Source organism: Klebsiella sp. BIGb0149, assembly GCF_004362605.1.
In the GTDB taxonomy this organism is placed as follows: Bacteria; Pseudomonadota; Gammaproteobacteria; order Enterobacterales; family Enterobacteriaceae; genus Klebsiella; species Klebsiella terrigena.
In genome coordinates this window covers 324,168-345,391 of sequence record NZ_SNYG01000004.1, presented here as the reverse complement: position 1 = coordinate 345,391, position 21,224 = coordinate 324,168, and the positions used below count along the sequence as shown (strand labels likewise).

The 21,224-nt window shown below is 58.2% G+C and carries 23 protein-coding genes; 10 read left to right on the top strand and 13 right to left on the bottom strand.

Features of this window, described 5'->3' with window-relative positions:
* Positions 1-30: 30 nt before the first annotated feature.
* Positions 31-654: a guanylate kinase gene (gene gmk, locus EDF75_RS16550; protein WP_041143234.1), complete on the bottom strand. Its 624-nt coding sequence runs from the start codon at positions 652-654 to the stop codon at positions 31-33.
* Positions 655-911: 257 nt separating this feature from the next.
* Here gmk and ligB point away from each other — a divergent pair, with 257 nt between their 5' ends.
* On the top strand, positions 912-2,588 hold the full coding sequence (ligB, locus tag EDF75_RS16545; protein ID WP_166646195.1) for an NAD-dependent DNA ligase LigB: 1,677 nt from the start codon (positions 912-914) through the stop codon (positions 2,586-2,588).
* Between the two features lie 5 nt (positions 2,589-2,593).
* Here the strand turns inward: ligB and EDF75_RS16540 are convergent, their stop codons facing one another.
* Positions 2,594-3,211 (bottom strand): trimeric intracellular cation channel family protein, encoded by a 618-nt coding sequence (locus EDF75_RS16540; RefSeq protein WP_045853830.1) that lies wholly within the window; start codon positions 3,209-3,211, stop codon positions 2,594-2,596.
* A gap of 276 nt (positions 3,212-3,487) precedes the next feature.
* On the opposite strand from EDF75_RS16540, the gene EDF75_RS16535 reads away from it, so the two are divergent.
* Positions 3,488-4,747, top strand: coding sequence for a chloride channel protein (locus EDF75_RS16535; RefSeq protein WP_133600191.1), 1,260 nt, complete (start codon positions 3,488-3,490; stop codon positions 4,745-4,747).
* Positions 4,748-4,801: 54 nt separating this feature from the next.
* On the opposite strand, the gene EDF75_RS16530 is transcribed toward EDF75_RS16535, so the two are convergent.
* Positions 4,802-5,665: a YicC/YloC family endoribonuclease gene (locus EDF75_RS16530; RefSeq protein ID WP_133600190.1), complete on the bottom strand. Its 864-nt coding sequence runs from the start codon at positions 5,663-5,665 to the stop codon at positions 4,802-4,804.
* 125 nt (positions 5,666-5,790) lie between these two features.
* Between EDF75_RS16530 and rph the strand changes: the two genes are divergently transcribed.
* Together rph and pyrE are read left to right on the top strand one after the other, a co-directional pair.
* Positions 5,791-6,507, top strand: a complete 717-nt coding sequence (gene rph, locus EDF75_RS16525; RefSeq protein ID WP_133600189.1) for a ribonuclease PH — start codon at positions 5,791-5,793, stop codon at positions 6,505-6,507.
* A 72-nt stretch (positions 6,508-6,579) separates the two neighbouring features.
* Positions 6,580-7,221 carry an orotate phosphoribosyltransferase gene (pyrE, locus tag EDF75_RS16520; RefSeq protein WP_045853833.1) on the top strand — a complete coding sequence of 214 codons (642 nt, stop codon included), beginning with the start codon at positions 6,580-6,582 and terminating at the stop codon, positions 7,219-7,221.
* Positions 7,222-7,259: 38 nt separating this feature from the next.
* Here the strand turns inward: pyrE and slmA are convergent, their stop codons facing one another.
* The 3 genes from slmA to coaBC all read right to left on the bottom strand — a co-directional run bounded on the left by slmA (position 7,260) and on the right by coaBC (position 9,629).
* Complete coding sequence (gene slmA, locus EDF75_RS16515; protein ID WP_045853834.1) at positions 7,260-7,856, bottom strand: nucleoid occlusion factor SlmA; 597 nt, start codon at positions 7,854-7,856, stop codon at positions 7,260-7,262.
* A 125-nt stretch (positions 7,857-7,981) separates the two neighbouring features.
* On the bottom strand, positions 7,982-8,440 hold the full coding sequence (dut, locus tag EDF75_RS16510; protein WP_041143227.1) for a dUTP diphosphatase: 459 nt from the start codon (positions 8,438-8,440) through the stop codon (positions 7,982-7,984).
* Positions 8,418-9,629, bottom strand: coding sequence for a bifunctional phosphopantothenoylcysteine decarboxylase/phosphopantothenate--cysteine ligase CoaBC (gene coaBC / locus EDF75_RS16505; RefSeq protein ID WP_133600284.1), 1,212 nt, complete (start codon positions 9,627-9,629; stop codon positions 8,418-8,420). Before coaBC ends, dut begins: the two co-directional genes overlap by 23 nt.
* Before the next feature lie 177 nt (positions 9,630-9,806).
* On the opposite strand from coaBC, the gene radC reads away from it, so the two are divergent.
* From radC to mutM, 4 genes are all read left to right on the top strand, one after another.
* A complete protein-coding gene (gene radC / locus EDF75_RS16500; RefSeq protein WP_045853837.1) occupies positions 9,807-10,472 on the top strand; it encodes a RadC family protein in 666 nt (221 codons plus the stop codon).
* 265 nt (positions 10,473-10,737) lie between these two features.
* A complete protein-coding gene (rpmB, locus tag EDF75_RS16495; RefSeq protein ID WP_002436699.1) occupies positions 10,738-10,974 on the top strand; it encodes a 50S ribosomal protein L28 in 237 nt (78 codons plus the stop codon).
* A 20-nt stretch (positions 10,975-10,994) separates the two neighbouring features.
* Positions 10,995-11,162: a 50S ribosomal protein L33 gene (gene rpmG, locus EDF75_RS16490; RefSeq protein WP_003024094.1), complete on the top strand. Its 168-nt coding sequence runs from the start codon at positions 10,995-10,997 to the stop codon at positions 11,160-11,162.
* 97 nt (positions 11,163-11,259) lie between these two features.
* Complete coding sequence (gene mutM / locus EDF75_RS16485; protein WP_133600188.1) at positions 11,260-12,069, top strand: bifunctional DNA-formamidopyrimidine glycosylase/DNA-(apurinic or apyrimidinic site) lyase; 810 nt, start codon at positions 11,260-11,262, stop codon at positions 12,067-12,069.
* Between the two features lie 24 nt (positions 12,070-12,093).
* Here the strand turns inward: mutM and coaD are convergent, their stop codons facing one another.
* The 7 genes from coaD to rfaQ form a co-directional block, all read right to left on the bottom strand.
* The gene (coaD, locus tag EDF75_RS16480) at positions 12,094-12,570 is read right to left on the bottom strand and encodes a pantetheine-phosphate adenylyltransferase (protein ID WP_041143223.1); all 477 of its coding nucleotides are present in this window, start codon (positions 12,568-12,570) and stop codon (positions 12,094-12,096) included.
* A 2-nt stretch (positions 12,571-12,572) separates the two neighbouring features.
* Positions 12,573-13,343 (bottom strand): glycosyltransferase family 2 protein, encoded by a 771-nt coding sequence (locus EDF75_RS16475; RefSeq protein WP_133600187.1) that lies wholly within the window; start codon positions 13,341-13,343, stop codon positions 12,573-12,575.
* Positions 13,343-14,617, bottom strand: a complete 1,275-nt coding sequence (gene waaA / locus EDF75_RS16470) for a lipid IV(A) 3-deoxy-D-manno-octulosonic acid transferase (protein WP_076946284.1) — start codon at positions 14,615-14,617, stop codon at positions 13,343-13,345. The genes EDF75_RS16475 and waaA overlap by 1 nt, the downstream gene beginning before the upstream one ends.
* A 91-nt stretch (positions 14,618-14,708) precedes the next feature.
* The gene (locus tag EDF75_RS16465; RefSeq protein ID WP_133600186.1) at positions 14,709-15,698 is read right to left on the bottom strand and encodes a glycosyltransferase; all 990 of its coding nucleotides are present in this window, start codon (positions 15,696-15,698) and stop codon (positions 14,709-14,711) included.
* A gap of 30 nt (positions 15,699-15,728) precedes the next feature.
* Positions 15,729-16,823, bottom strand: a complete 1,095-nt coding sequence (locus EDF75_RS16460) for a glycosyltransferase (RefSeq protein ID WP_133600185.1) — start codon at positions 16,821-16,823, stop codon at positions 15,729-15,731.
* A 2-nt stretch (positions 16,824-16,825) separates the two neighbouring features.
* Positions 16,826-17,953 (bottom strand): glycosyltransferase family 4 protein, encoded by a 1,128-nt coding sequence (locus tag EDF75_RS16455; RefSeq protein WP_133600184.1) that lies wholly within the window; start codon positions 17,951-17,953, stop codon positions 16,826-16,828.
* A complete protein-coding gene (gene rfaQ / locus EDF75_RS16450) occupies positions 17,950-19,026 on the bottom strand; it encodes a putative lipopolysaccharide heptosyltransferase III (RefSeq protein WP_133600183.1) in 1,077 nt (358 codons plus the stop codon). The genes EDF75_RS16455 and rfaQ overlap by 4 nt, the downstream gene beginning before the upstream one ends.
* A 111-nt stretch (positions 19,027-19,137) precedes the next feature.
* On the opposite strand from rfaQ, the gene EDF75_RS16445 reads away from it, so the two are divergent.
* Together EDF75_RS16445 and EDF75_RS16440 are read left to right on the top strand one after the other, a co-directional pair.
* Positions 19,138-20,100 carry a polysaccharide deacetylase family protein gene (locus EDF75_RS16445; protein WP_133600182.1) on the top strand — a complete coding sequence of 321 codons (963 nt, stop codon included), beginning with the start codon at positions 19,138-19,140 and terminating at the stop codon, positions 20,098-20,100.
* A gap of 21 nt (positions 20,101-20,121) precedes the next feature.
* On the top strand, positions 20,122-21,204 hold the full coding sequence (locus tag EDF75_RS16440) for a glycosyltransferase family 9 protein (protein ID WP_133600181.1): 1,083 nt from the start codon (positions 20,122-20,124) through the stop codon (positions 21,202-21,204).
* Positions 21,205-21,224: the final 20 nt, after the last annotated feature.

Below are 21,224 nucleotides of genomic sequence, written 5' to 3'. Positions count from 1 at the left end.
AAATGACTGGGCATGATACTGAATGTGGGTTCAGTCTGCCAACAGTTTGGTGATTAAAGCGCCATGTCGCTGCTTTTGGCGGCTCATGCGCAGACGTTCGGCGCGGATGATGTTTTTCAGATCGCCCAGGGCGGTATCAAAATCATCATTCACAATAAGGTAATCATATTCCGCGTAATGGCTCATTTCTGCAACAGCCTGCGCCATACGTTTTGCGATCACCTCTTCGCTGTCCTGGCCGCGGCCACGCAGGCGACGGTCAAGCTCATCTTTGGACGGCGGCAGAACAAAAATGCTGCGCGCGCCCGGCATTTTATGACGGATTTGCTGAGCGCCCTGCCAGTCGATATCGAGGAAGACATCAACGCCGGTTGCCAGTACCTGCTCGATCGCTTCGCGCGAGGTGCCGTAATAGTTGCCAAAAACTTCCGCATGCTCAAGAAATGCGTCTTTACCAATCATCGTTCTGAAATCGTCGTGATTAACAAAGAAATAGTGTTCACCGTGCACCTCACCAGGACGCGGCGCGCGCGTGGTATGCGAAACAGAGACCTGAGAGTCGTACAGCGGTTGGGTTTTTAATAAAGCCTGAATCAGGCTGGATTTACCCGCGCCACTTGGGGCGGAAACAATATAAAGCGTGCCTTGAGCCATGAGAGTCTTTTGTATGTGATGGTCGAAAGAGAAACTACATACGAGCCTATTATACACGCCGCCGCGCTGTGACGTAGTCCCTGTCACACTTTTTCCCTCTGTTTCTTTCATTTTGCCTGCTGTTTCCCTGATTTCTCTGTGAGTTGCCGCAATCAACGACAAACCCTGGAAGCCGGCTCGCGGCACGGAAAAGCCCTTATCGCCGGTGATGCCCCGGCGGCGGCAGAATGCCGGTGGGCAAAAAGGAGGGCAGCACAGTGCGAAAATGGCTTTGGGCGATAGGCATATGGATAACGGCGGGATACGGCCAGTCGACCTGCCCCGCGTGGACGCAGGCGCAGGCTGAACAGGAGGTCAGCCGCCTGAATCAGCAGGTTGCCGGGTGGAAAAACGACTACTGGCAGCGCGGCAGCAGCGAAGTCGCTGATGACGTCTACGATCGGCTTTTCGCCCGGCTAGTCGAGTGGCGGCGCTGCTTTGCCATCAAAACGCCGGTCATCGATGATTTACCGCCGCCCCGGGGCGAGGTGCGGCACCCGGTTGCCCACACCGGCGTGCGTAAGCTGGCGGAAAAAGCCGACGTAGCGCGCTGGATGCGGGGCAAAACCGATCTGTGGGTACAGCCAAAGGTGGATGGCGTTGCGGTGACGCTGGTTTACCGCCGCGGGCGGCTGGTGCAGGCCATCAGCCGGGGAGATGGGCGAGCCGGTGAAGACTGGACGGCAAAAGTGCGGCAGATTTCCGGCGTGCCGAGAGTGACGAAGGGCGCGCTGGCAAACAGCGTGCTGCAGGGGGAGCTTTTTCTCCGCCGCGCCGGACATATCCAGAAGCGGATGGGGGGAGTGAACGCCCGGGCGACGGTCGCTGGCGCCATGATGCGGCGGGATATATCGACATCGTTAGCGGATCTGGGCGTCTTTATCTGGGCATGGCCGGATGGGCCCGAGGAGATGCGTCAACGGCAGGCTCTGCTACAGCAGGCCGGCTTTAGCGAGAGCAGCGGCTTTTCTCAACCGGTGGCGGACGTGGAGCAGGTTGCGCGCTGGCGTGAACGTTGGTTAACGTCAGCGCTACCTTTTGCTACCGATGGCGTTGTCGTACGCCTTGGCAAGGAGCCTGCCGGGCGCTTCTGGTCGCCGGGGCAGGGGGATTGGGTCGCGGCGTGGAAGTATCCTCCGGCCATCCGCATCATGGAGGTACGCGACCTTCGCTTTTACGTCGGGCGTAGCGGGAAAATTGCGGTGGTGGCAGGGCTCGAACCGCAGCAGCTGGACGATAAGCAGGTTAAACGCGTGAGCGTAGGGTCGGTGGCCCGCTGGCAAAGCCTGGATATTGCGATTGGCGATCAGCTGCAAATCAGCCTGGCGGGACAGGGGATCCCGCGGATAGATAGCGTAGTGTGGCGAACGGTCCAGCGCCGCAAGCCTCAACCGCCTCCGGCGCGTTTTAACGCGCTGACCTGCTATTTTTTCTCCCCCGAGTGCGGCGGGCAGTTTCTTGCAAGGCTGGTCTGGCTGTCGTCAAAGCCCGTACTGGACCTCGGCAGCGTCGGTGAGTCCGCGTGGCGCGCCGTCCATCACTCTCTCCGTATGGAGCATCTTTTTTCGTGGCTGGCGTTTACCCCTCAGCAGCTGCAGTCAGTCCCGGGGATCTCTGCGCTACGCGGTCAGCGGCTCTGGCACCAGTTTAACCTTGCCCGCCAGCAGCCCTTTCTGCGCTGGGTGCAGGCTCTGGGAGTGCCGGTGCCGCAGGCGGCGATGGCGGGCCTGGCCGGAGAGGGCTGGTCGCAGCTGCTGGCGCGCAGCGAAGAGCAGTGGCGGCGCCTGCCGGGAGTGGGGGATGAAAAAGCGCGTCAGCTGGTGGCCTTTCTGCGGCATCCGGACGTTGCCGCGCTGGCGCAGTGGCTCAGCGGGCAGGGCATCTCCGGGTTTTAGCCCGATCAGTGCGCGCTATGGTTGTAGTGGAAGACCGGCAGACCCAGCTTCCAGCGCAGGGCCAGCATGCGGGCGGTAAAGCCAAACAGCAGGGTGGCGATGACCACCACGTCGTGGCTGCTGACATAGTGCTGCAGGGCGATATACAGAATGGCGGCGGCAAAAGAGATCCCGGCGTACAGCTCTTTCTGGAACACCAGCGGGATGCGCTTACAGAACATATCCCGCAGCACGCCGCCGAAGACGCCGGTGATGACCGCCGCGATAGAGGCGATAACCGGGCCTTCTCCCATATCGAGGGCAATCTGCGCGCCGATAATCGAAAACACCACCAGGCCGAGGGCGTCGAGGACCAAAAACAGCCGACGCAGGTGGGGCATAACCGGGGCGGCAATCGTGGTGAGCACCGCGGCGACGGCAACAATGATGACGTATTCCGGGTTCTTGACCCAGCCCAGAGGGTAGTGGCCGAGCAGAATATCCCGCACCGACCCGCCGCCCAGGGCGGTGGCGGTCGCAATAATGATAACGCCGAAGGTATCCATACGACGGCGTCCGGCTGCCAGAGCGCCGGTCATCGCTTCCGCGGTAATACCAATTAAATACAGAATATGAAGCAGCATAGATCCCCCACGATGAGAGCGGGCAGGTTAGCGATTTGTGCGCAGGATCACGACTGAGATTTTCTAAGGTGAACGATTTATGCCTTGAAAAAATAATGCCTGATTTTCTCAATTACCTTTATTTGTGGGGTTTAAAGGGTTTTTATTTTAGTTTTAAGATTAGAAAAAGTAATGATTAAGGCTCAGCCGGCGCTGGTCAGGAAAATACGCGCTAAATACGTAATATTTAACTCGCGACCGTTATCATTTTATTTTCCTCTTTCAGGGCCTAAGAATATGACCGGAGTAACCGGCGAGAAAAACTACCTGCTCCGCCTGGCGGCCGTCGTTCTGACCGGAGTCCTTGCCGGCCTGTCGGGAATGGTTCTGGCGATGATTTTGCATGCTATTCAGCACCTTGCTTTTGGATACAGCCTCGATCGTCTTATCGGCACGGAGTCATTTTTGCAGGGCGTAACGGATGCCTCCTGGCCCCGACGCTTCACGGCCATCGTCGTCGGCGGTGCGATCGCCGGGTTTGGCTGGTGGCTGCTGGGCCGCTACGGTCAGAAGCGGGTATCGATTTCCGCTGCCGTCGCCACGCCCGCGGTGCCGATGCCGGCGGGCACGACAACCCTGCACGCTCTGCTGCAGATAGTCACCGTGGCGCTGGGCTCCCCGCTCGGTCGGGAGGTTGCGCCGCGAGAGATGGGGGCGCTGGGGGCCGGTATCGTGGCGCGCAGAATGGGCCTGCACGAAGATGAAACCCGCACGATGATTGCCTGCGGCGCCGGTGCCGGGCTGGCGGCGGTATATAACGTGCCGCTGGCCGGCGCCCTGTTCAGCCTTGAAGTGATGCTGCTGTCATTTAGCTGGGAGAAAACGCTGGCGGCCGTGGTGACGTCGGCCGTTGCTGCCTGGACGGCAGCGCTCGGGCTGGGGGATGAGTCCCAGTACCACTTTATCTCCGGGGCGCTCCCGCACGCGTTTATGTGGTGGGCGATAATTGTCAGCCCGCTGCTTGGCGCGGCGGCGTGGCTGTTTCGTCAGGCAACCAGCGCCGCGCGTGCGCGGGTCAGGACAAACTGGCAGATGCCGCTATTTTGCCTGCTGGCGTTTACCCTTCTTGCCGGGCTGAGCCTCTATTTTCCGCAGCTACCCGGCAATGGCAAAGGCCCGATGCAGCTTGCGATTGGCGACGGACTGGGATTGCATAGCGCGCTGGTGCTTCTGGCCCTGAAAGCGATCGTTATTCTGGCGGTGCTGCGCGGCGGTGCGGAAGGAGGGCTGTTGACTCCTGGCCTGGCGGTGGGAGGCCTGGTGAGCCTGCTGCTGAGTATGCTTTGGCAGCAGCTGGTGCCCGGTGGCGACGCCGGCAGCTTTGCGCTGGTTGGGGCCGCGGCTTTTCTGGCGGCGTCAATGCAGATGCCGCTGACGGCGGTTGCGCTGGTGATGGAGTTTACCCATATGGACCATAGCTATCTGGCCCCCACGCTGCTGTGCGCTGCGGGCGCTTTTATCACCTGTCGGATACTGGACGGAAAGTACAGGTTCTGAAATGAAGGGATAAAAAAGGCTGGTAAAACCAGCCTTTAATCGAGGAGCCTGCGGTTACTCGATGTTCTGGATCTGCTCGCGCATCTGCTCAATCAGCACTTTCAGCTCGATGGCAGAATTGGTGACTTCCGCATTGATCGATTTTGACGCCAGGGTGTTCGACTCGCGGTTGAACTCCTGCATCATAAAGTCCAGGCGGCGGCCAACGGCCTCTTTTTTCTTCAGAATGTTGTAGGTCTCTTTGACATGCGCTTCCAGACGGTCCAGCTCTTCGGCAACGTCGATACGCTGCGCCATCAGCACCAGCTCTTGCTCGAGACGGTTGTTTTCCAGCTGCACTTCCGCGTCTTCCAGCTTGGATACCAGGCGCTCGCGCTGCCACTGCAGGATTTCCGGCATATGGCTGCGAACTTTGCTGACTTCGGTACTGACGCCTTGCAGGCGCTGTTCGATAAGCGTCTTCAGCGCCTGGCCTTCGGTTTCGCGAGCGACGATAAAGTCGTCCAGCGCGCCGTTTAGCGCGGTGAGAATATCGGAGGCAATGGCGTCGAGATCCTGCTCCTGAGCGGCCATGACCCCGGGCCAGCGCAGGATATCAACCGGGTTGATTTCCCCTTCGTCGCTCTGCATTTTTACCCAGTTGGCAGCGTTAACCAGCTGCTTTGCCAGGTTTTCGTTCAGAATCAGCTCACCCTGAGCGCTGGGGTCCTGTTCAAAACGCAGGGTACATTCGATTTTGCCGCGGGTCAGACGCGCACGAATACGCTCGCGCACCACGGGCTCCAGGCTACGGAACTGCTCCGGCAGACGGAAATAGGTTTCCAGGTAGCGCTGGTTTACCGAGCGCAGTTCCCACGCGGCGCTGCCCCATTCGCCCTTAATTTCACGACGGGCATAGGCGGTCATACTGCGGATCATAGACGTTCCTGTTTTTAAAGGAGAGTGGGGGGGATTATAGCTTTCAGGGCCTTATCAGGATAGGAATAAGCAACCATTATCCGTATAATGCGCAGCCATATTCGTTTCAAGCCGGAGAGAACATCATGCGTCCAGCAGGCCGTAGCGCTAATCAGGTGCGTCCCGTAACCCTGACCCGTAACTATACCATACACGCTGAAGGCTCTGTTCTGGTCGAATTTGGTGACACCAAAGTGCTGTGCACCGCGTCGATCGATGAAGGCGTACCGCGCTTTCTGAAAGGCCAGGGCCAGGGGTGGATCACCGCAGAATACGGCATGCTGCCGCGCGCTACGCACACCCGTAACGCGCGTGAAGCCGCCAAAGGTAAGCAGGGCGGTCGTACCATGGAAATCCAGCGTCTTATCGCCCGCGCGCTGCGCGCTGCGGTAGACCTGAAGGCGCTTGGCGAGTTCACCATTACCCTCGATTGCGATGTGCTGCAGGCCGACGGCGGTACCCGTACCGCATCAATCACCGGCGCCTGCGTGGCGCTGGCCGACGCTCTGAACAAGCTGGTCGCCGCCGGCAAGCTGAAAACTAACCCGATGAAAGGCATGGTTGCTGCCGTTTCCGTCGGCATCGTCAACGGTGAAGCGCTTTGCGATCTGGAGTACGTGGAAGATTCCGCAGCGGAAACCGATATGAACGTGGTGATGACCGAAGACGGTCGCATCATCGAGGTGCAGGGCACGGCGGAAGGCGAGCCGTTTACCCATGAAGAGCTCCTGACCCTCCTGGCGTTGGCCAGAGGGGGGATCGAATCCATTGTCGCGACGCAGAAGGCGGCGTTGCAAAACTAGTTTTTAAGGCGACTGAGAAGTCGCCTTTTTTTTGTCCGTAGATCCATAGAAAGTATGATGAGGAGCGAATCCATGAAACCATATCAGCGCCAGTTTATTGAGTTTGCGCTTAACAAGCAGGTTCTTAAGTTTGGCGAATTTACGCTGAAATCCGGGCGCAAGAGCCCCTATTTCTTCAACGCCGGCCTGTTTAACACCGGGCGCGATCTGGCACTGTTGGGCCGTTTCTATGCAGAAGCGCTGGTCGACTCCGGAATTGATTTTGACCTGCTGTTTGGTCCGGCCTACAAAGGCATTCCTATTGCGACCACCACGGCGGTTGCGCTGGCTGAACATCACGACCTGGATTTACCCTACTGCTTTAACCGCAAAGAGGCCAAAACGCACGGCGAAGGCGGCAATCTGGTTGGCAGCGCCCTGCAGGGTCGCGTCATGCTGGTCGACGATGTGATAACCGCCGGTACCGCGATTCGCGAATCGATGGAGATTATCCAGGCCAACGGGGCAGAGCTCGCCGGCGTGCTGATTTCTCTGGATCGTCAGGAACGCGGTCGCGGCGAAATTTCCGCGATTCAGGAAGTTGAGCGCGATTACGGCTGCAAGGTGATCTCTATCGTCACCCTCAAGGACCTGATTAGCTATCTGGAAGAGAAGCCGGAGATGGCTGAGCATCTGGCGTCGGTACGCGCCTATCGCGAAGCGTTTGGCGTATAGATAACAAAGCCCGGGGCGTGACGCCTCCGGGCTTCGGATTACCGTAGCTGCGCGGCGACCAGCGGCCAGCGGGCGTCAAAATCGTCCGTCGGACGATATTTAAACTCGCTGCGCACAAAGCGCGACAGCATGCCTTCGCAGAACGCCAGCAGCTGGCTGGCCAGCAAAGATTCGTCGGTGACGAAGCCTTCACCTTCGCGCATTTTCTTCTCGCGCATGACCTGACGTAGCTGAACCTCAATGCGTTCAAATAGCTGGTTGATCCGGTCCTGCAGGCGGTCCTGTTCAAACATCAGCGCGTGGCCGGTCAGAATTCGCGTCAGCCCAGGATTACGCTCACCAAACCCAAGAATCAACAGCACGATCAGGCGCAGGCGCGCGGATGTGTCTTTCTCATCTTTTAAAATCAAATTGATGCGCGTAATCAGACTGTCTTCGATAAACTCGATCAGGCTATCGAACATGCGGGTTTTGCTGGGAAAATGACGGTACAGCGCCGCTTCGGACACGCCGACGGACGCCGCCAGTTTCGCCGTGGTAATACGTTGACTACCATCGCTGGATTCAAGCATTAGCGCCAGAGATTGAAGTATTTCCTCGCGACGATTCCTTTTCGCAGTTTGTTTTTCTGCCATGTTTTAAAATACCCCTGAAAATAAGCACTTGTCAGGCAGACATCCACAAAGCGGCCGCAAACGGTCATTTGCGGCGATGTTATTGCATTATTGCGCTTTGGGATGCGGGTTTTGTGTGGACGGGCCTATGCGCGCCCTGAGTGACCAAAGCCACCTTCGCCACGTTCGGTGGTGTCAAAATCTTCCACCAGGTTAAATTCCGCCTGTACGACGGGTACGAATACCATTTGAGCGATGCGCTCGCCGGGTTCAATAGTAAAGCTCTGCTGGCCGCGGTTCCAGACGGAAACCATCAGCTGCCCCTGATAGTCGGAATCGATAAGGCCGACCAGGTTGCCCAGCACGATGCCGTGCTTATGGCCCAGCCCGGAGCGCGGCAGGATGACCGCCGCCAGCGACGGATCGGCGATATGAATAGCCAGGCCGGTTGGCAGCAGGGTGGTTGCGCCCGGCGCAAGCTCTACGGCGGCGTCGAGACAGGCCCGCAGGTCAAGTCCGGCAGAACCGGAGGTGGCGTAGGTTGGCAGCGGAAACTCCTTGCCAACGCGCGGGTCCAGAAGCTTAACGTCGATTTTTTTCATCATAACGGGTCACGATCTCGTCGAGTAATAATTGGCCCAGGAGTTCCTTGCGCTCGTGTGGCAAGCGCTTATCTCCATCCTGCCAGAAAAGGTGTAATGCGTTGCTGTCGCTGTTAAATCCCTGATTTGGCTTAGATACATCATTGGCGCAGATCAGATCGAGATTTTTGCGGTCGCGTTTTTGCCTCGCGTATTCTTCCACATTATTCGTTTCGGCGGCAAACCCAACGACGTAAGGTCGGCTATCCGTTAGCGCAGCGACCCCGGCAACGATATCCGGGTTTTTGACCATTTTTATTGTTAATTCATCATCTTGCTTTTTGATTTTTTTCTCAGCAACGGTGATAGCTCGGTAGTCGGCGACGGCCGCACAGCCAATAAAAATATGCTGCTGCCGAACGCCGCCGTCGACCGCGGCCTGCATTTCCAACGCGGTCGTGACGTCAATCCGCTGCACGAAAGGCGGCGTCGGTAGCGAAACCGGGCCGCTGACTAACGTGACGCTGGCGCCGCGGTTTGCCGCAGCGGCCGCGATAGCGAAGCCCATCTTACCGGAGCTTTGATTGCTGATATAGCGTACCGGATCCAGCGGCTCGCGGGTGGGGCCCGCGGTAATCATGATGTTGAGATGTTGCAAATCTTTGACAGGCGAAAAATGCGCGGCCGCCATATCGACGAGGGTCAACGGGTCAAGCATCCGGCCCGGGCCGATGTCGCCGCAGGCCTGGCTTCCGCTGTCCGGGCCCCAGACCAGCAGACCGCGGGAGGAGATGACCTCAAGATTATGCTGCGTCGCGGCGGCGCGGTACATCTGCTGGTTCATGGCGGGCACTACGGCGACCGGAGACGGCGTCGCGAGGCAGATAGTGGAGACCAGGTCGTTCGCCATGCCGGCAGCAACGCGGGCGATCAGATCGGCGGTTGCGGGGGCGAGGATAACCAGGTCGGCCCATTTTCCCAGCTCAATGTGGCCCATCGCGGCTTCTGCTGCCGGGTCGAGCAGGCTATCGGAAACCGGATAACCTGACACCGCCTGCAGGCTGAGTGGCGTAATGAAGGCCTTCGCGGCTTCCGTCATGGCGACCCGTACGTCAGCGCCGCGCTCGCGCAGGCGGCGTACCAGTTCAGGCGTTTTGTAGGCAGCGATGCCGCCGCTGACGCCGAGAACGATCTTTTTACCAGCCAGACTCATCATGATTTTTTCCTGTTGGAGTACACCAGAATTCGCGCATCTTACCACAATCCCGTCGGCGTCGTGCGCCTGCCTGGAATTGACTTTGCGAGCCGCTACGCACGGGTAAAAGCCGGCCGTCGGCAGCGGCGAAGGGCTATGTCAGGATGTGGGGCGTACTGGAAAAGAGAGGCTGCGATGGATTTACTGGAACCCCTGCTGCCAAGGGAAAAAATGCTGCTCTACGGTATCGAAGCGCTGTCGGACGTTGAGCTGCTGGCGCTGTTTTTACGTACCGGCACCCGCGAGCAGGACGTGATGACGTTTTCGCACGACCTGCTCGCGCGCTTTGGCTCGCTGTACGGCCTGCTATCGGCGGACAAGGCGCAGTTTGACAAGATCGACGGTATCGGCCTCGCGAAGTTCGCCCAGCTAAAAGGCGTCGCCGAGCTGGCGCGGCGCTATTTTAGCCGACGGATAGTTGAAGAGCCCTCTCTGGTAACGCCGCTGATGACGCGGGAATTTTTGCAAAGCCAGCTGATGGACGAGGAGCGGGAGATCTTTATGGTGATCTTTTTAGATAATCAGAATCGGGTATTGAAACATAGCCGGCTTTTTTCTGGTACTCTTAGCCACGTTGAGGTGCATCCGCGAGAAATTGTACGCGAAGCCATCAAAGTGAACGCCGCTGCGGTGATCCTGGCACATAATCATCCATCCGGTAGCCCCGAGCCGAGTAAGGCCGACAGGTTGATTACCGAAAGAGTGATAAAGTGTTGTGGTTTCATGGATATACGCGTGCTCGATCACCTTGTTATCGGCCGCGGTGCGTACGTATCTTTTGCCGAGCGTGGCTGGATTTAGCCCCGATCACGCGATCCTGCGGGATCTTTGTCTGTTCGGGACTTGAGCACATCGCCGAGTCAGCGTATACTACGCCACCTTTGAGAATCTCGGGTTTGGCATTTGGGCCTGGCAATCGATGGTTCACTTAGACACCCACTCTTCAGGTTGCATCAAGGCGGCATGAAGAATGACGTGTAGAACTGCGATGACCGGGCTGTAAAGCCTGACGAGGCGCCAATACCCCATACGAAGCTCGAGCTAATTTGATTTTTGGAGAATAGACATGTCCCGAGTCTGCCAAGTTACTGGCAAGCGTCCGGTGACCGGTAACAACCGTTCCCACGCACTGAACGCGACCAAACGCCGTTTCCTGCCGAACCTGCACTCTCACCGTTTCTGGGTTGAGAGCGAAAAGCGTTTTGTCACCCTGCGCGTATCTGCTAAAGGTATGCGTGTTATTGATAAGAAAGGCATCGATACAGTTCTGTCTGAACTGCGTGCCCGTGGCGAAAAGTACTAAGTACTAAGAGGAAATAAATCATGGCTAAAGGTATTCGTGAGAAAATCAAGCTGGTTTCTTCTGCTGGTACTGGTCACTTCTATACCACCACGAAGAACAAGCGTACTAAGCCGGAAAAACTGGAACTGAAAAAGTTCGATCCAGTTGTCCGTCAGCACGTTTTATACAAAGAAGCTAAAATTAAATAATTTTAGCTTTGATGTAAAAAAAACCCCGCCCTGGCGGGGTTTTTTGTTTTCTGGCCATCCCCATAATAAAGACATCTGCAATACAGCCGGAGACGCTATGCCTGAATTACCTGAGGTGGAAACCAGCCGACGCGGGATTGAACCGCATCTGGTTGGCGCAACTATTCTACACGCCGCTATTCGCAATGGACGCCTGCGCTGGCCGGTTTCTGAAGAGATCTACCGTCTGAGCGACGTGCCGGTGCTCAGCGTACGTCGACGCGCCAAATACCTGCTGCTGGAGCTGCCTGGCGGCTGGATTATCATTCACCTCGGCATGTCAGGAAGCCTGCGCATTCTGAGCGAAGAGCTGCCCGCAGAGAAGCATGACCATGTCGACCTGGTGATGAGCAACGGCAAGGTGCTGCGCTATACCGACCCTCGACGCTTTGGCGCCTGGCTGTGGACCAAAGAGCTGGAAGGGCATCCTGCGCTGGCGCACCTCGGCCCGGAGCCGCTGAGCGACGATTTCAACGCCGCCTACCTGCAGCTGAGGTGCGCGAAAAAGAAAACCGCCATTAAGCCCTGGCTGATGGATAACAAGCTGGTGGTGGGGGTCGGGAATATCTACGCCAGCGAATCGCTGTTTTCCGCCGGGATCCATCCCGACCGGCTGGCATCGTCGCTATCGCATGAAGAGTGCGAGCGGCTGGTGAAGGTGATTAAAGCCGTGCTGCTGCGCTCGATTGAACAGGGCGGGACCACGCTGAAGGATTTCCTGCAAAGCGACGGTAAGCCGGGATATTTTGCCCAGGAGCTGCAGGTCTACGGACGCAAAGGCGAGCCCTGTCGTACCTGCGGTACGCCGATTATCGCCGGCAAGCACGCCCAGCGGGCGACGTTTTATTGTCGCCAGTGTCAGAAGTAGGACATCGCCCCGAAAGCGCAAAGATTAGAGCTTTTTCAGCAGCGCCTGGTGCACGTTAGCCGGCAGGAAGTGGGATACGTCGCCCTGATGGCGCGCGACCTCCTTGACCAGCGATGAGGAGATAAACGACCACTCTTTGCACGGCATCAGGAAGACGCTTTCGAGGGTCGGCATCAGATGGCGGTTCATATGCGCCAGCTGCATCTCATATTCGAAATCCGCCACCGCCCGCAGGCCGCGAATCAAAATGTTGGCCTGCTGCGCGCGGGCGAAATTGGCCATCAAATCACTAAAGCCAATGACCTCAACGTTGACCAGGTGCGCGGTTGACTGCTGCGCCAGCGCAATGCGTTCGTCGAGGCTGAACATCGGCTTCTTGCTCGGGCTGGCGGCAATCGCCAGCAGCACTTTGTCAAACATGCTGGCCGCGCGGGTGACGATATCGATATGACCGTTGGTGATAGGGTCGAAGGTACCCGGATAAATCGCTTTTGTGCTCATAATTACACTCTCTCCGAGTAGCCGCGGCTCAGCGCCCACAGCTCGGTGTATTTATTAAACGTATACTGCGCGTTGACCACGGCGAGCAGCCAGCCCTGTTTACCATCCAGCACGCCGCCGCGCAGCAGCAGCGTTTTCACAAATGCCCCCAGCGTATGGCCGAAGATACTCATCAGCGAGGTTTTTTTCCCCTTCTGATGACGTTCCTGCGCCCAGGCGGTGGCGTAGGCCAGCTGCTTTTGCTGAAAGCCGGAGAAGTCGCGGCAGGTCAGATGCAGCAGGTCGCCGGTCAGTTCGATAATCTGCGCGCCTTTGGCGTCGAGGGATTCGTGTACCAGATTATTGTTATAGCGATAACCAAGGCGCGGGTACAGGCGCATCACGCGATCGGGATACCAGCCGCTGTGGCGCATAAAGCGGCCAAGGAAATAGTTCCGCCGGGCAATGCTGTAGATCGCGCCCTCTTTTGGCGCCGTCAGCGCCTGACGAAGGGACTGTGCCAGTTCCGGGGTGACGCGCTCGTCGGTATCAATCATCAGCACATAGTCGCCGGTGGCGTAATCCTGGGCGCGCTGGCGCTGAACGCCGTAGCCCTGCCAGTCGGTGTTGATGTAGACCTGAGCGCCGAGGCTGCGCGCCAGCTCGACGGTGCCGTCGCTGCTGCCGGAATCCAGCAGCACTATCTCATCGGCCCAGCCTACCGACGCCAGACAGTCCGGCAGCAGATCCGCCGCGTTTTTGGCGATCATCACGACGGACAGTCGGGTCGACATTAGTGGCTCCGCTGCGGCAGATAGGGTTGCAGTAACTGTAGCAGACGGGAGAGCGCGCCCTGGTTTTGATGCAGGACTTCTACCGCGTGACGGCCGTACCACAGGCGATAATCTTCGTCGGTCAGCAGGTTAGAAACCTGGGTGACCAGCGAATTGAGGTCGGTCACGGTGATCAGACCGTCATCCTGCTGCAGCTTGGCGCAAATATCTTTGAAGTTGAAGGTGTGCGGGCCCATCAGGACCGGGATGGCGTGCGCCGCCGGCTCCAGCGGGTTATGACCGCCGCGTTCGACCAGGCTGCCGCCGACAAAGGCAAGATCGGCAATGCCGTACAGCAGCATCAGCTCGCCCATGGTATCGCCAATCACCACCTGGGTGCTATTGGACGGGATTTCGCCGGTGCTGCGCAGGGTAAAGCTCATACCCGCTTTCTGCACCATCTCCCGCGCGTCGCCGAAGCGTTCAGGGTGGCGAGGGACGAGGATCAGCAGCAGATCAGGGAAGGTTTCCAGCAGCTTTTTATGCGCCTGCAGAACGATTTGCTCTTCGCCGTCGTGGGTGCTGGTGGCGATCCACACCTGGCGGTGCGGCGCCCACTGGCGGCGCAGGGTGATGGCGCGTGCGGCCAGCTCCGGCGTAACGGAAATATCAAACTTCAGGCTGCCGGTGACCGCCAGCTGATTGCGCTTCAGCCCAAGGGAGATAAAGCGGCTGGCGTCTTCTTCATTCTGCGCGGCGATAAGCGTAATGCGGCTCAGCAGGCGGCGCATAAACTTACCCAGTTTGGCATAGCCCTTCGCCGAGCGCTCGGAGAGGCGGGCGTTAGCGATAACCAGCGGAATTTTACGCTTGTGCAACGCGGCGACCATATTCGGCCACAGCTCGGTTTCCATCACGATAACCAGCTTCGGCTGAACGGTGTTGAGGAAGCGGTTCATCGCGCAGGGGAGGTCGTAAGGCAGGTAGACATGGTGAACGTCTTTGCCGAATGCGGACATCGCGCGCTCGGAGCCGGTCGGCGTCATGGTGGTGACGGTGATCGGCAGATAAGGATAACGGTGGCGCAGGGCGCGTACCAGCGGGATGGCAGCAAGCGTCTCACCCACGGAAACGGAATGCAGCAGAATCCCATCCGGCGCTACCTTGTTCTGACAAAAGCCATAACGTTCAGCCCAGCGTTTGCGGTAGGCGGGTGCCTTACGGCTGCGCAGCAGCAGTCGCAGCCAGACCAGCGGCTGAATAAGATAGAGTAGGGTGGTATAAAGCAATTCCAAGCGATTTATCCGTTTTATGTTTTAGCGGGCAAATTCTAAGCATTTAGCCCATGTAAAGCTATCCCTTTGGCGGAAACAAAGGGATTCAGCGTCAGGCCGCGTTGCGATAGCGCTTAATACGCAGGTAGCGCCGCCCAAGGCGCCAGCGTAAGCGGAACGTTCTGGCATTTTTCCAGATCAGGTGCCAGATGCCGCGGTCGAAAAACTCTTTAATGATAATATGCTTTTTTGATTCATCTTTCATGCTATCGAAGGTATGAATAATTCCCAGCCCCTCTTTCGCAATCTGCCAGCGGCAGGCGGAAATATGGCGCACCTTATCCGGATAGCGTTGGTTAATGGCGTCGAGCATCTCCAGAATCTTCATGTAGTGGCGGGCAGAGCGCATCAGCGTGTCGTCGTTATCCGGCTTGTGCGATACCGATTCTGAATGGATATAGTAATCGTAAAACTGCTCGCTGGTGTACTGCACGCGCTCGGCCGCCAGCAGCGCCTCGGTGGTCCAGGGAATATCCTGATGGCGCAGGCCCGGCTCAAAGTGAAAGCGATGCTGCATGATAAATTCGCGGCGATAGATGTTCAGCCAGGTCACGTGCAGGAACTTACGCGAATCCAGCGCCTGTTTTAGCCACACGTGGCCCGGCAGCACGCCGGTAGACGGCAGCCGGTCCGGAGGCAGGATCGGATGGATATCATTTTTGCTCTCGTACACGTAGCGGCCGTTGCAGGTGGCGATATCGAGATTGCCCTGCTCCGCCATCGCCAGCAGCGTGCGGTACATGCCGGGGTAAAGCTTGTCGTCGATATCCGGGAACGCCAGGTATTTACCGGTGGCTACCGCCAGCCCGGTGTTGCGCGCGACCGAAACGCCCTGGTTTTCCTGCTCCAGCACCCTCACGTTTTGTAGCCGCGCTTTCCACGCATCGATAACCGCGAGGCTACCGTCCGTTGAGCCGTCGTTCACCAGGATCAGTTCATAGCTTTCCAGCTGCTGTTGCTCAAGGCATTCAAAGAATTGCGCAAGGAATTTTTCGCCGTTGTAGACGGCGGCCACGATGCTCAGTAAAGGCGTTTGACTCATAAATCGTTCGATCCTGGTTAAATAACGGCGTCAGGCGCGGCGCAGCTGACGGTACTGCTGACAAATCGTATCGACGCTGAACTTTTCCAGCGCGGATTGTTCGATGACAGGCGGGTTATGGTAAATGCTTTGCATCGTCTGAGCCAGCGCCGGGCCGTTGAGATCGGCGAGGCCGCGGGCTAATTCTCCGGTAAGGATCTCCGTCACGCCGCCCGGGCAGCGGGTGCTGGCAACCGGCGTGTTCAGCAGCAGCGCCTCGACGATAACGTTGCCAAAGCCTTCGCTATCCGAGCTGAGCACCAGCATCCTGGCGTGTTTAATCCACGGCAGCGGGTTTTTATGGAAGCCTTTAAACAGCACGCGATCGCCGACCTGCAGCCGCTCCGCCAGCTGGCGCAGGCGCTGTTCCTGCTCCGGCTTGCCCTGTCCCAGCAGCACCAGCGGCGCCTGGATACCGCTTTGGGCATAGGCCTCAATCAGCCGATCGTGGCGCTTGCCGGGGTGAAAACGCCCGACGTGGATAATATAGTCCCCGGCAGGCTGCTCGCCCGCCATCTCCGCGCCGGCCCGCAGGGCGGCGATATCGAACGGATTATAAATCGTTTTCAGCTGCGCCGGGCGAATGGCGAACTGGTTGACCAGATCCTCACCGACCGCATCGGAGACGGTCACCAGGTTGCGTCCCTGATAGACGCGCCTGATTTTCTGCTGCTTCATCCAGCGATCGAAGCCGGTACGGTGACCAAGATACGAGGTAGAGAAGACGCCGTGCAGGCAGAACCAGACGTTACGCTGCGCGAGCGCGCGGCTGCGGGCGACGATGCGGTCGGTTTTATGCAGATTGGAGAGCACCAGATCGAAGCTGCCCTGCTGTTCAGATTCGGCGATGGCCGCGTCAAGCTGGCCCGCGCGGCGCGACAGCTCGGTCAGCTTGCGCCACGGCTTTCGACAGCGGTCGCTAATCACCCGGTAATCCAGCCCTTCAGGCAGCGGGTAGTCGCAAACGTCGCGCAGTGAAAACAGCGAGACGCGCTCTCCCTGGCGCAAAAAATGTTCCGCCAGCGTGAGCACCACTTTTTCCGCTCCGCCGCCGGGCAGGCCGTCGATGACAAACAGTATGCGCATAGCTATTTTACCAGGTCCTGATAGAAAGAGAGCAGCTGCGCTGAGAGCCGCTCGCTGGTGCAGGTCATAATGCGTTCGCGCGCCCGGATGCCTTCCGCTGAACCTAGGGCGCGGGCGGGGAGCGCGGCCACCGCCTGCTGCAGCGCCGAAATATCCAGCGCGTCGCAAACGAAACCGTTGCTGCCCTGAATAATAAACTCCGATCCGCCGCAGCCGGTGGTGGTAATCACCGGCAGGCCGCAGGCCATCGCTTCAAGGATAACGTTCGGGAACGGATCGTACAGCGTGGGCAGCAGCAGCCCGTCGGCCATCTGGTAGAAGGGCAGGGTTTCTGACTGCATGCCGAAGAAGCGTACCCGCTCCCCGCAGTTCAGCGTTTTGGCCAGCGCCTGATAGCGGCTCTGGTCTTTATCCTTGCCCACCACCAGCAGATAGCGGTCGGTGGGGGCGATGGCGCGGATCGCCGCCTCCAGCCCCTTGCGTTCAAAGCCGGAGCCCACGTAGATCAGGCAGGTTGCCCGGCGCGGCAGGTTCCATTGGTCACGCAGCGCGACAAAAACCTCTTCCGTTGGCGGCAGGAAGCGCTGGTTATCAATCGCGTTGTAGATAACGCGGATCTTCTCCGCCGGCAGGCCGAAGTCTGCAATAATTTCCTGTTTAATCATCTCCGCGTTGCAGATGACCCCGCGCAGGTGCGGGTCGTGATACATCTCGCGTTCGGCCCGCATGACGTAGCGGTGGTAGCGATCGGCAAACAGCAGGCGGCTTTTCCAGCCGGGCAGTATGCGCGAGCGCTGCTCCAGCCAGCGGCGATGGACGCCGTCGCCGGCGCGATACAGATCGCAGCCCGGGATGCGCTCATGGCTCTGAACCAGGTCGAAGTTTTCGGCCTGCCACAGCCGGCGCGCGGCGTCGGCAAAGCCGCGTTCACGGCTGATGCGTCCCCATTTGCGCGGGTTGCAGATGCGAATATTCCACTCGGGCTTCACCGGCCCCTGCCATTCGCGGGTGATGACGTTCAGCTCAAGATTACTGCTATCGAGGGCCTCCAGCGCGCGGGAAACGAAACGCTCCGCGCCGCCGTCGGGGCGATATTTCTGCCGCACCAGGGCGAGCCTGAATTTGCTCATGCCAGCACCTTTTTAGCCGCCGCAATAACCGCGTCGGCGGGAATTAAATCGAGATAGCGCTCTTCCGTACCGGTATCAATGTCGTCAGGGTCGGGCAGAGGGCCAAAGTCTCCGGCCCAGATGACTTCGCCCTTTGCCTGCCACGGGCTCCAGAAGGTCAGCTTTGACGGGCCGAACAGCGCCACCAGCGGCGTGCCGAGGGCGGCAGCCATATGCATGGGTACGGAATCAACGCCGACAAATAAGCGGGCGTGGCCGATGACGGCCGCCAGCTGGCGCAGGGTCAGCTGGCCGGCAAGAGAGTGCAGGCGGGCGTCCGGGCAGCCGGCGATAATGGTCTCTACCATGCGCTTCTCTTTCGCGTCGGGCCCCGAGGTTATCACCACGGCATGCCCCGCCGCCGACAGCGCGTTAATCAGCGCGCTCATCCGCTCTTCTCGCCAGCATTTAAAGAACCAGCGGGAGGTGGGTTGAATGACGATATAGTTACCTTCGAAGCCCGCCGGCAGCAGCGCGCGGCTGCTCTCCCAGTCCTGTTCGCTGTAGCCCATGCGCGCCGGAGCGTCGTTAACGGCCAGCCCGAGGGGAGCCAGAATGGAGAGGTTCTGCTCCACCGTATGCAGGCTTTGATGCTCCCGGGTGGAGGCCAGGGCGGTATGGCAGAAGCGCCAGGCCGGATGGCGGCGTTTCGGGAAATCAAAGCCGATGCGCGTGGCGGCGCCGGTTAAGCGGGTAATAATGGCGCTCGGCCACTGATCGGCTAGGTTGAGCACCATGTCGTAGCGCTGCTGGCGAAGCGTGCGGATCAGCCGCAGCTCCATTTTGAGCTGATGGCCGGTTCCCTGCTTTTTCCAGCGGCGGTCAATCGCGTAAATCTGGTTAACATCCGCGTTCGCCGCGAGCATATCCCGGGTCTCTTCATAAAGCAGCACATCAACGCTGGCCGCGGGATACTGCCGTTTGAGGGCGTGAACGAGCGGCGTGATCAGCAGCATATCGCCGTGATGGCGCAGCTTGATAACCAGGATGCGCGCCGGGTTCACGGCACCGGGAGAGCGGGTTTCAGGCGTCATTCTCTGTTCTTCATTCAGTATCAGGGTTCCGATTCTAGGGGATCAGATAGATTGAGAGAAGCGTTGTCTTGCTCTACCATGACCCGATACGTATGGTCTGAGGACGTTTTCGTGCACAATCCCGCATTTCTCATCACGATTGATACCGAGGGTGATAACCTCTGGCAAAAACATGACAGCATCACCACTGAGAATGCGCGTTATTTACCGCGTTTTCAGCAGCTTTGCGAAAAGTATGGCTTTAAGCCGGTCTATTTAACCAACTACGAGATGGCGATAGATCCATTCTATATCGAATTCGCCAAAGATGTGATTGCCCGCGGCACCGCCGAAATCGGCATGCACCTGCATGCCTGGAACAGCCCGCCGACCGACCCGCTGACCGCCGATGACTGGCGACATAAGCCCTATCTTATCGAATACAGCGATGCGGCAATGCGTGAAAAAGTCGCCTATATGACCCGCCTGCTGGAAGAGACCTTCCAGACCAAAATGGTTAGCCATCGCGCCGGACGCTGGGCGTTTGATGAGCGCTACGCGCGCCTGCTGGTGGAGCATGGCTATCAGGTCGACTGTTCGGTGACGCCCCGGGTTAACTGGAAAACGGCGAAAGGCGCCCCGCAGGGCGATGGCGGCACCGATTATCGCCGCTTCCCGCAGCACGCCTACTTCCTCGACGAGAACGACATCAGCCGGGAAGGACGCTCTCCGCTGCTGGAGGTGCCGATGAGCATCCAGTACAAACACAGCGCCCTGATGAACGGCATTAAGCAGGGCTATGACCGCCTGCGCGGCAAGGTGCGCTCGCCGTCGGTTCACTGGCTGCGGCCGATGGGCGGTAACGTTGAGACGATGAAAAAGGTCGTCGAACAGACGTTGACTCAGGGTAATGACTACGTCGAATATATGCTCCACTCTTCTGAGTACATGCCCGGCGGCAGCCCGACGTTTAAAAACGAGCAGGATATCGAACGTTTGTATGCGGACCTCGAAAGCTTCTTCAGCTGGCTGGCGCCGCAGGTCAAAGGGATGACCCTGGCGGAGTACTATCAACGCAAACAGGCATCGCGCTAAAAAGCCATAAGCAGGGATCGTATGGGTATTTTTAAACAGCTGACGCGGAAGAAAAACGCTTTCTTTCGCGAAATTAAATTTAATTTAATTAACTACCGTTACAGAAATAAGCGCGAGCGTCAGCCGTTTAATCCTGCGCAGATTCAGCGCGTTTTATTTTTGCGCCTCGACGACAAGGTCGGCGATATGGTGGTGACCACCGGCTGCGCAAAGCTGCTGTCCGGGCATGGCTATCAGGTTTCCGTGCTCACCGGGCCGATATGCCGGCAAATGCTGGCCGGTGCAGACTTCCTGGAGCGGGTCTATTTATATCGACCCCGGATGGCGTTGGATGAATTACGCGCGGCAGGGTTTGACGTCGTGGTTGATTTTGATGACGTGAAAACCTACGAGCGTTTTAAATTACTCGCGGATTTAGGCGCCCCCTGCAATATCGGTTTTAATAAAGACGAATATAAGCTTTACGATCAGTCAATTGCCTTTTTCGACAGCCAGCGCCATATTTCTGCCCGCTATAAAGAGGTGGCCAGGCTATTTGGCATCGTCAATGAGCATTACCACTATCATCTCCCCGGCGATGCCGCCGAGCGGCAGAGAGTGAAGCATTTACTGGCGCAGGAAAAGGGTCGCGAAATTTGTATCGCCATAAACCCCTTCACCGCCTCAGTCGATAAGGACTTTTGCCGTCACCAGGTCGCGGATTTGATTGAGCGGCTGCACGCCCTGCCTTACAAAGTGAGCGTGGTGATGGTTGGGCATAGCGAAAAAATTCGCCAGCTGGAGCTGGATACGGCGCTGTATCTCCCTGATAGCAACATTAATTCAGCGGTAGAGGTGATTCGCTGCTGCGATCTTGTTATCACCGCGGATACCGCGATCGTCCATATCGCCAGGGCGTTCGATAAGCCGATGGTGGCGGTCTACAACAAGCGCAAACTCAAAGACACCGGCCTGCCGGGATACACCATCTGGGCGCCGGGCTACGACAAGGCCAGGCAGGTCGTCTGCGAAGAGGTCAACGTTGCCGATATGACGATTGATGCCATCTGGCCGGTTATCAAAGTGCAGGCGGATAGCCTGGCGGCTTCCGTCGGGCAGGCGTAAAAAAGGGCCCCGTCAGGGCC

What these genes read in the sequence shown, in the direction of transcription:
- gmk (WP_041143234.1), bottom strand. Translation starts at nt 654, where the DNA reads ATGGCTCAAGGCACGCTTTATATTGTTTCCGCCCCAAGTGGCGCGGGT.
- EDF75_RS16540 (WP_045853830.1), bottom strand. Translation starts at nt 3,211, where the DNA reads ATGCTGCTTCATATTCTGTATTTAATTGGTATTACCGCGGAAGCGATG.
- EDF75_RS16535 (WP_133600191.1), top strand. Translation starts at nt 3,488, where the DNA reads ATGACCGGAGTAACCGGCGAGAAAAACTACCTGCTCCGCCTGGCGGCC.
- EDF75_RS16530 (WP_133600190.1), bottom strand. Translation starts at nt 5,665, where the DNA reads ATGATCCGCAGTATGACCGCCTATGCCCGTCGTGAAATTAAGGGCGAA.
- rph (WP_133600189.1), top strand. Translation starts at nt 5,791, where the DNA reads ATGCGTCCAGCAGGCCGTAGCGCTAATCAGGTGCGTCCCGTAACCCTG.
- pyrE (WP_045853833.1), top strand. Translation starts at nt 6,580, where the DNA reads ATGAAACCATATCAGCGCCAGTTTATTGAGTTTGCGCTTAACAAGCAG.
- slmA (WP_045853834.1), bottom strand. Translation starts at nt 7,856, where the DNA reads ATGGCAGAAAAACAAACTGCGAAAAGGAATCGTCGCGAGGAAATACTT.
- dut (WP_041143227.1), bottom strand. Translation starts at nt 8,440, where the DNA reads ATGATGAAAAAAATCGACGTTAAGCTTCTGGACCCGCGCGTTGGCAAG.
- coaBC (WP_133600284.1), bottom strand. Translation starts at nt 9,629, where the DNA reads ATGAGTCTGGCTGGTAAAAAGATCGTTCTCGGCGTCAGCGGCGGCATC.
- radC (WP_045853837.1), top strand. Translation starts at nt 9,807, where the DNA reads ATGGATTTACTGGAACCCCTGCTGCCAAGGGAAAAAATGCTGCTCTAC.
- rpmB (WP_002436699.1), top strand. Translation starts at nt 10,738, where the DNA reads ATGTCCCGAGTCTGCCAAGTTACTGGCAAGCGTCCGGTGACCGGTAAC.
- rpmG (WP_003024094.1), top strand. Translation starts at nt 10,995, where the DNA reads ATGGCTAAAGGTATTCGTGAGAAAATCAAGCTGGTTTCTTCTGCTGGT.
- mutM (WP_133600188.1), top strand. Translation starts at nt 11,260, where the DNA reads ATGCCTGAATTACCTGAGGTGGAAACCAGCCGACGCGGGATTGAACCG.
- coaD (WP_041143223.1), bottom strand. Translation starts at nt 12,570, where the DNA reads ATGAGCACAAAAGCGATTTATCCGGGTACCTTCGACCCTATCACCAAC.
- EDF75_RS16475 (WP_133600187.1), bottom strand. Translation starts at nt 13,343, where the DNA reads ATGTCGACCCGACTGTCCGTCGTGATGATCGCCAAAAACGCGGCGGAT.
- EDF75_RS16465 (WP_133600186.1), bottom strand. Translation starts at nt 15,698, where the DNA reads ATGAGTCAAACGCCTTTACTGAGCATCGTGGCCGCCGTCTACAACGGC.
- EDF75_RS16460 (WP_133600185.1), bottom strand. Translation starts at nt 16,823, where the DNA reads ATGCGCATACTGTTTGTCATCGACGGCCTGCCCGGCGGCGGAGCGGAA.
- EDF75_RS16455 (WP_133600184.1), bottom strand. Translation starts at nt 17,953, where the DNA reads ATGAGCAAATTCAGGCTCGCCCTGGTGCGGCAGAAATATCGCCCCGAC.
- rfaQ (WP_133600183.1), bottom strand. Translation starts at nt 19,026, where the DNA reads ATGACGCCTGAAACCCGCTCTCCCGGTGCCGTGAACCCGGCGCGCATC.
- EDF75_RS16440 (WP_133600181.1), top strand. Translation starts at nt 20,122, where the DNA reads ATGGGTATTTTTAAACAGCTGACGCGGAAGAAAAACGCTTTCTTTCGC.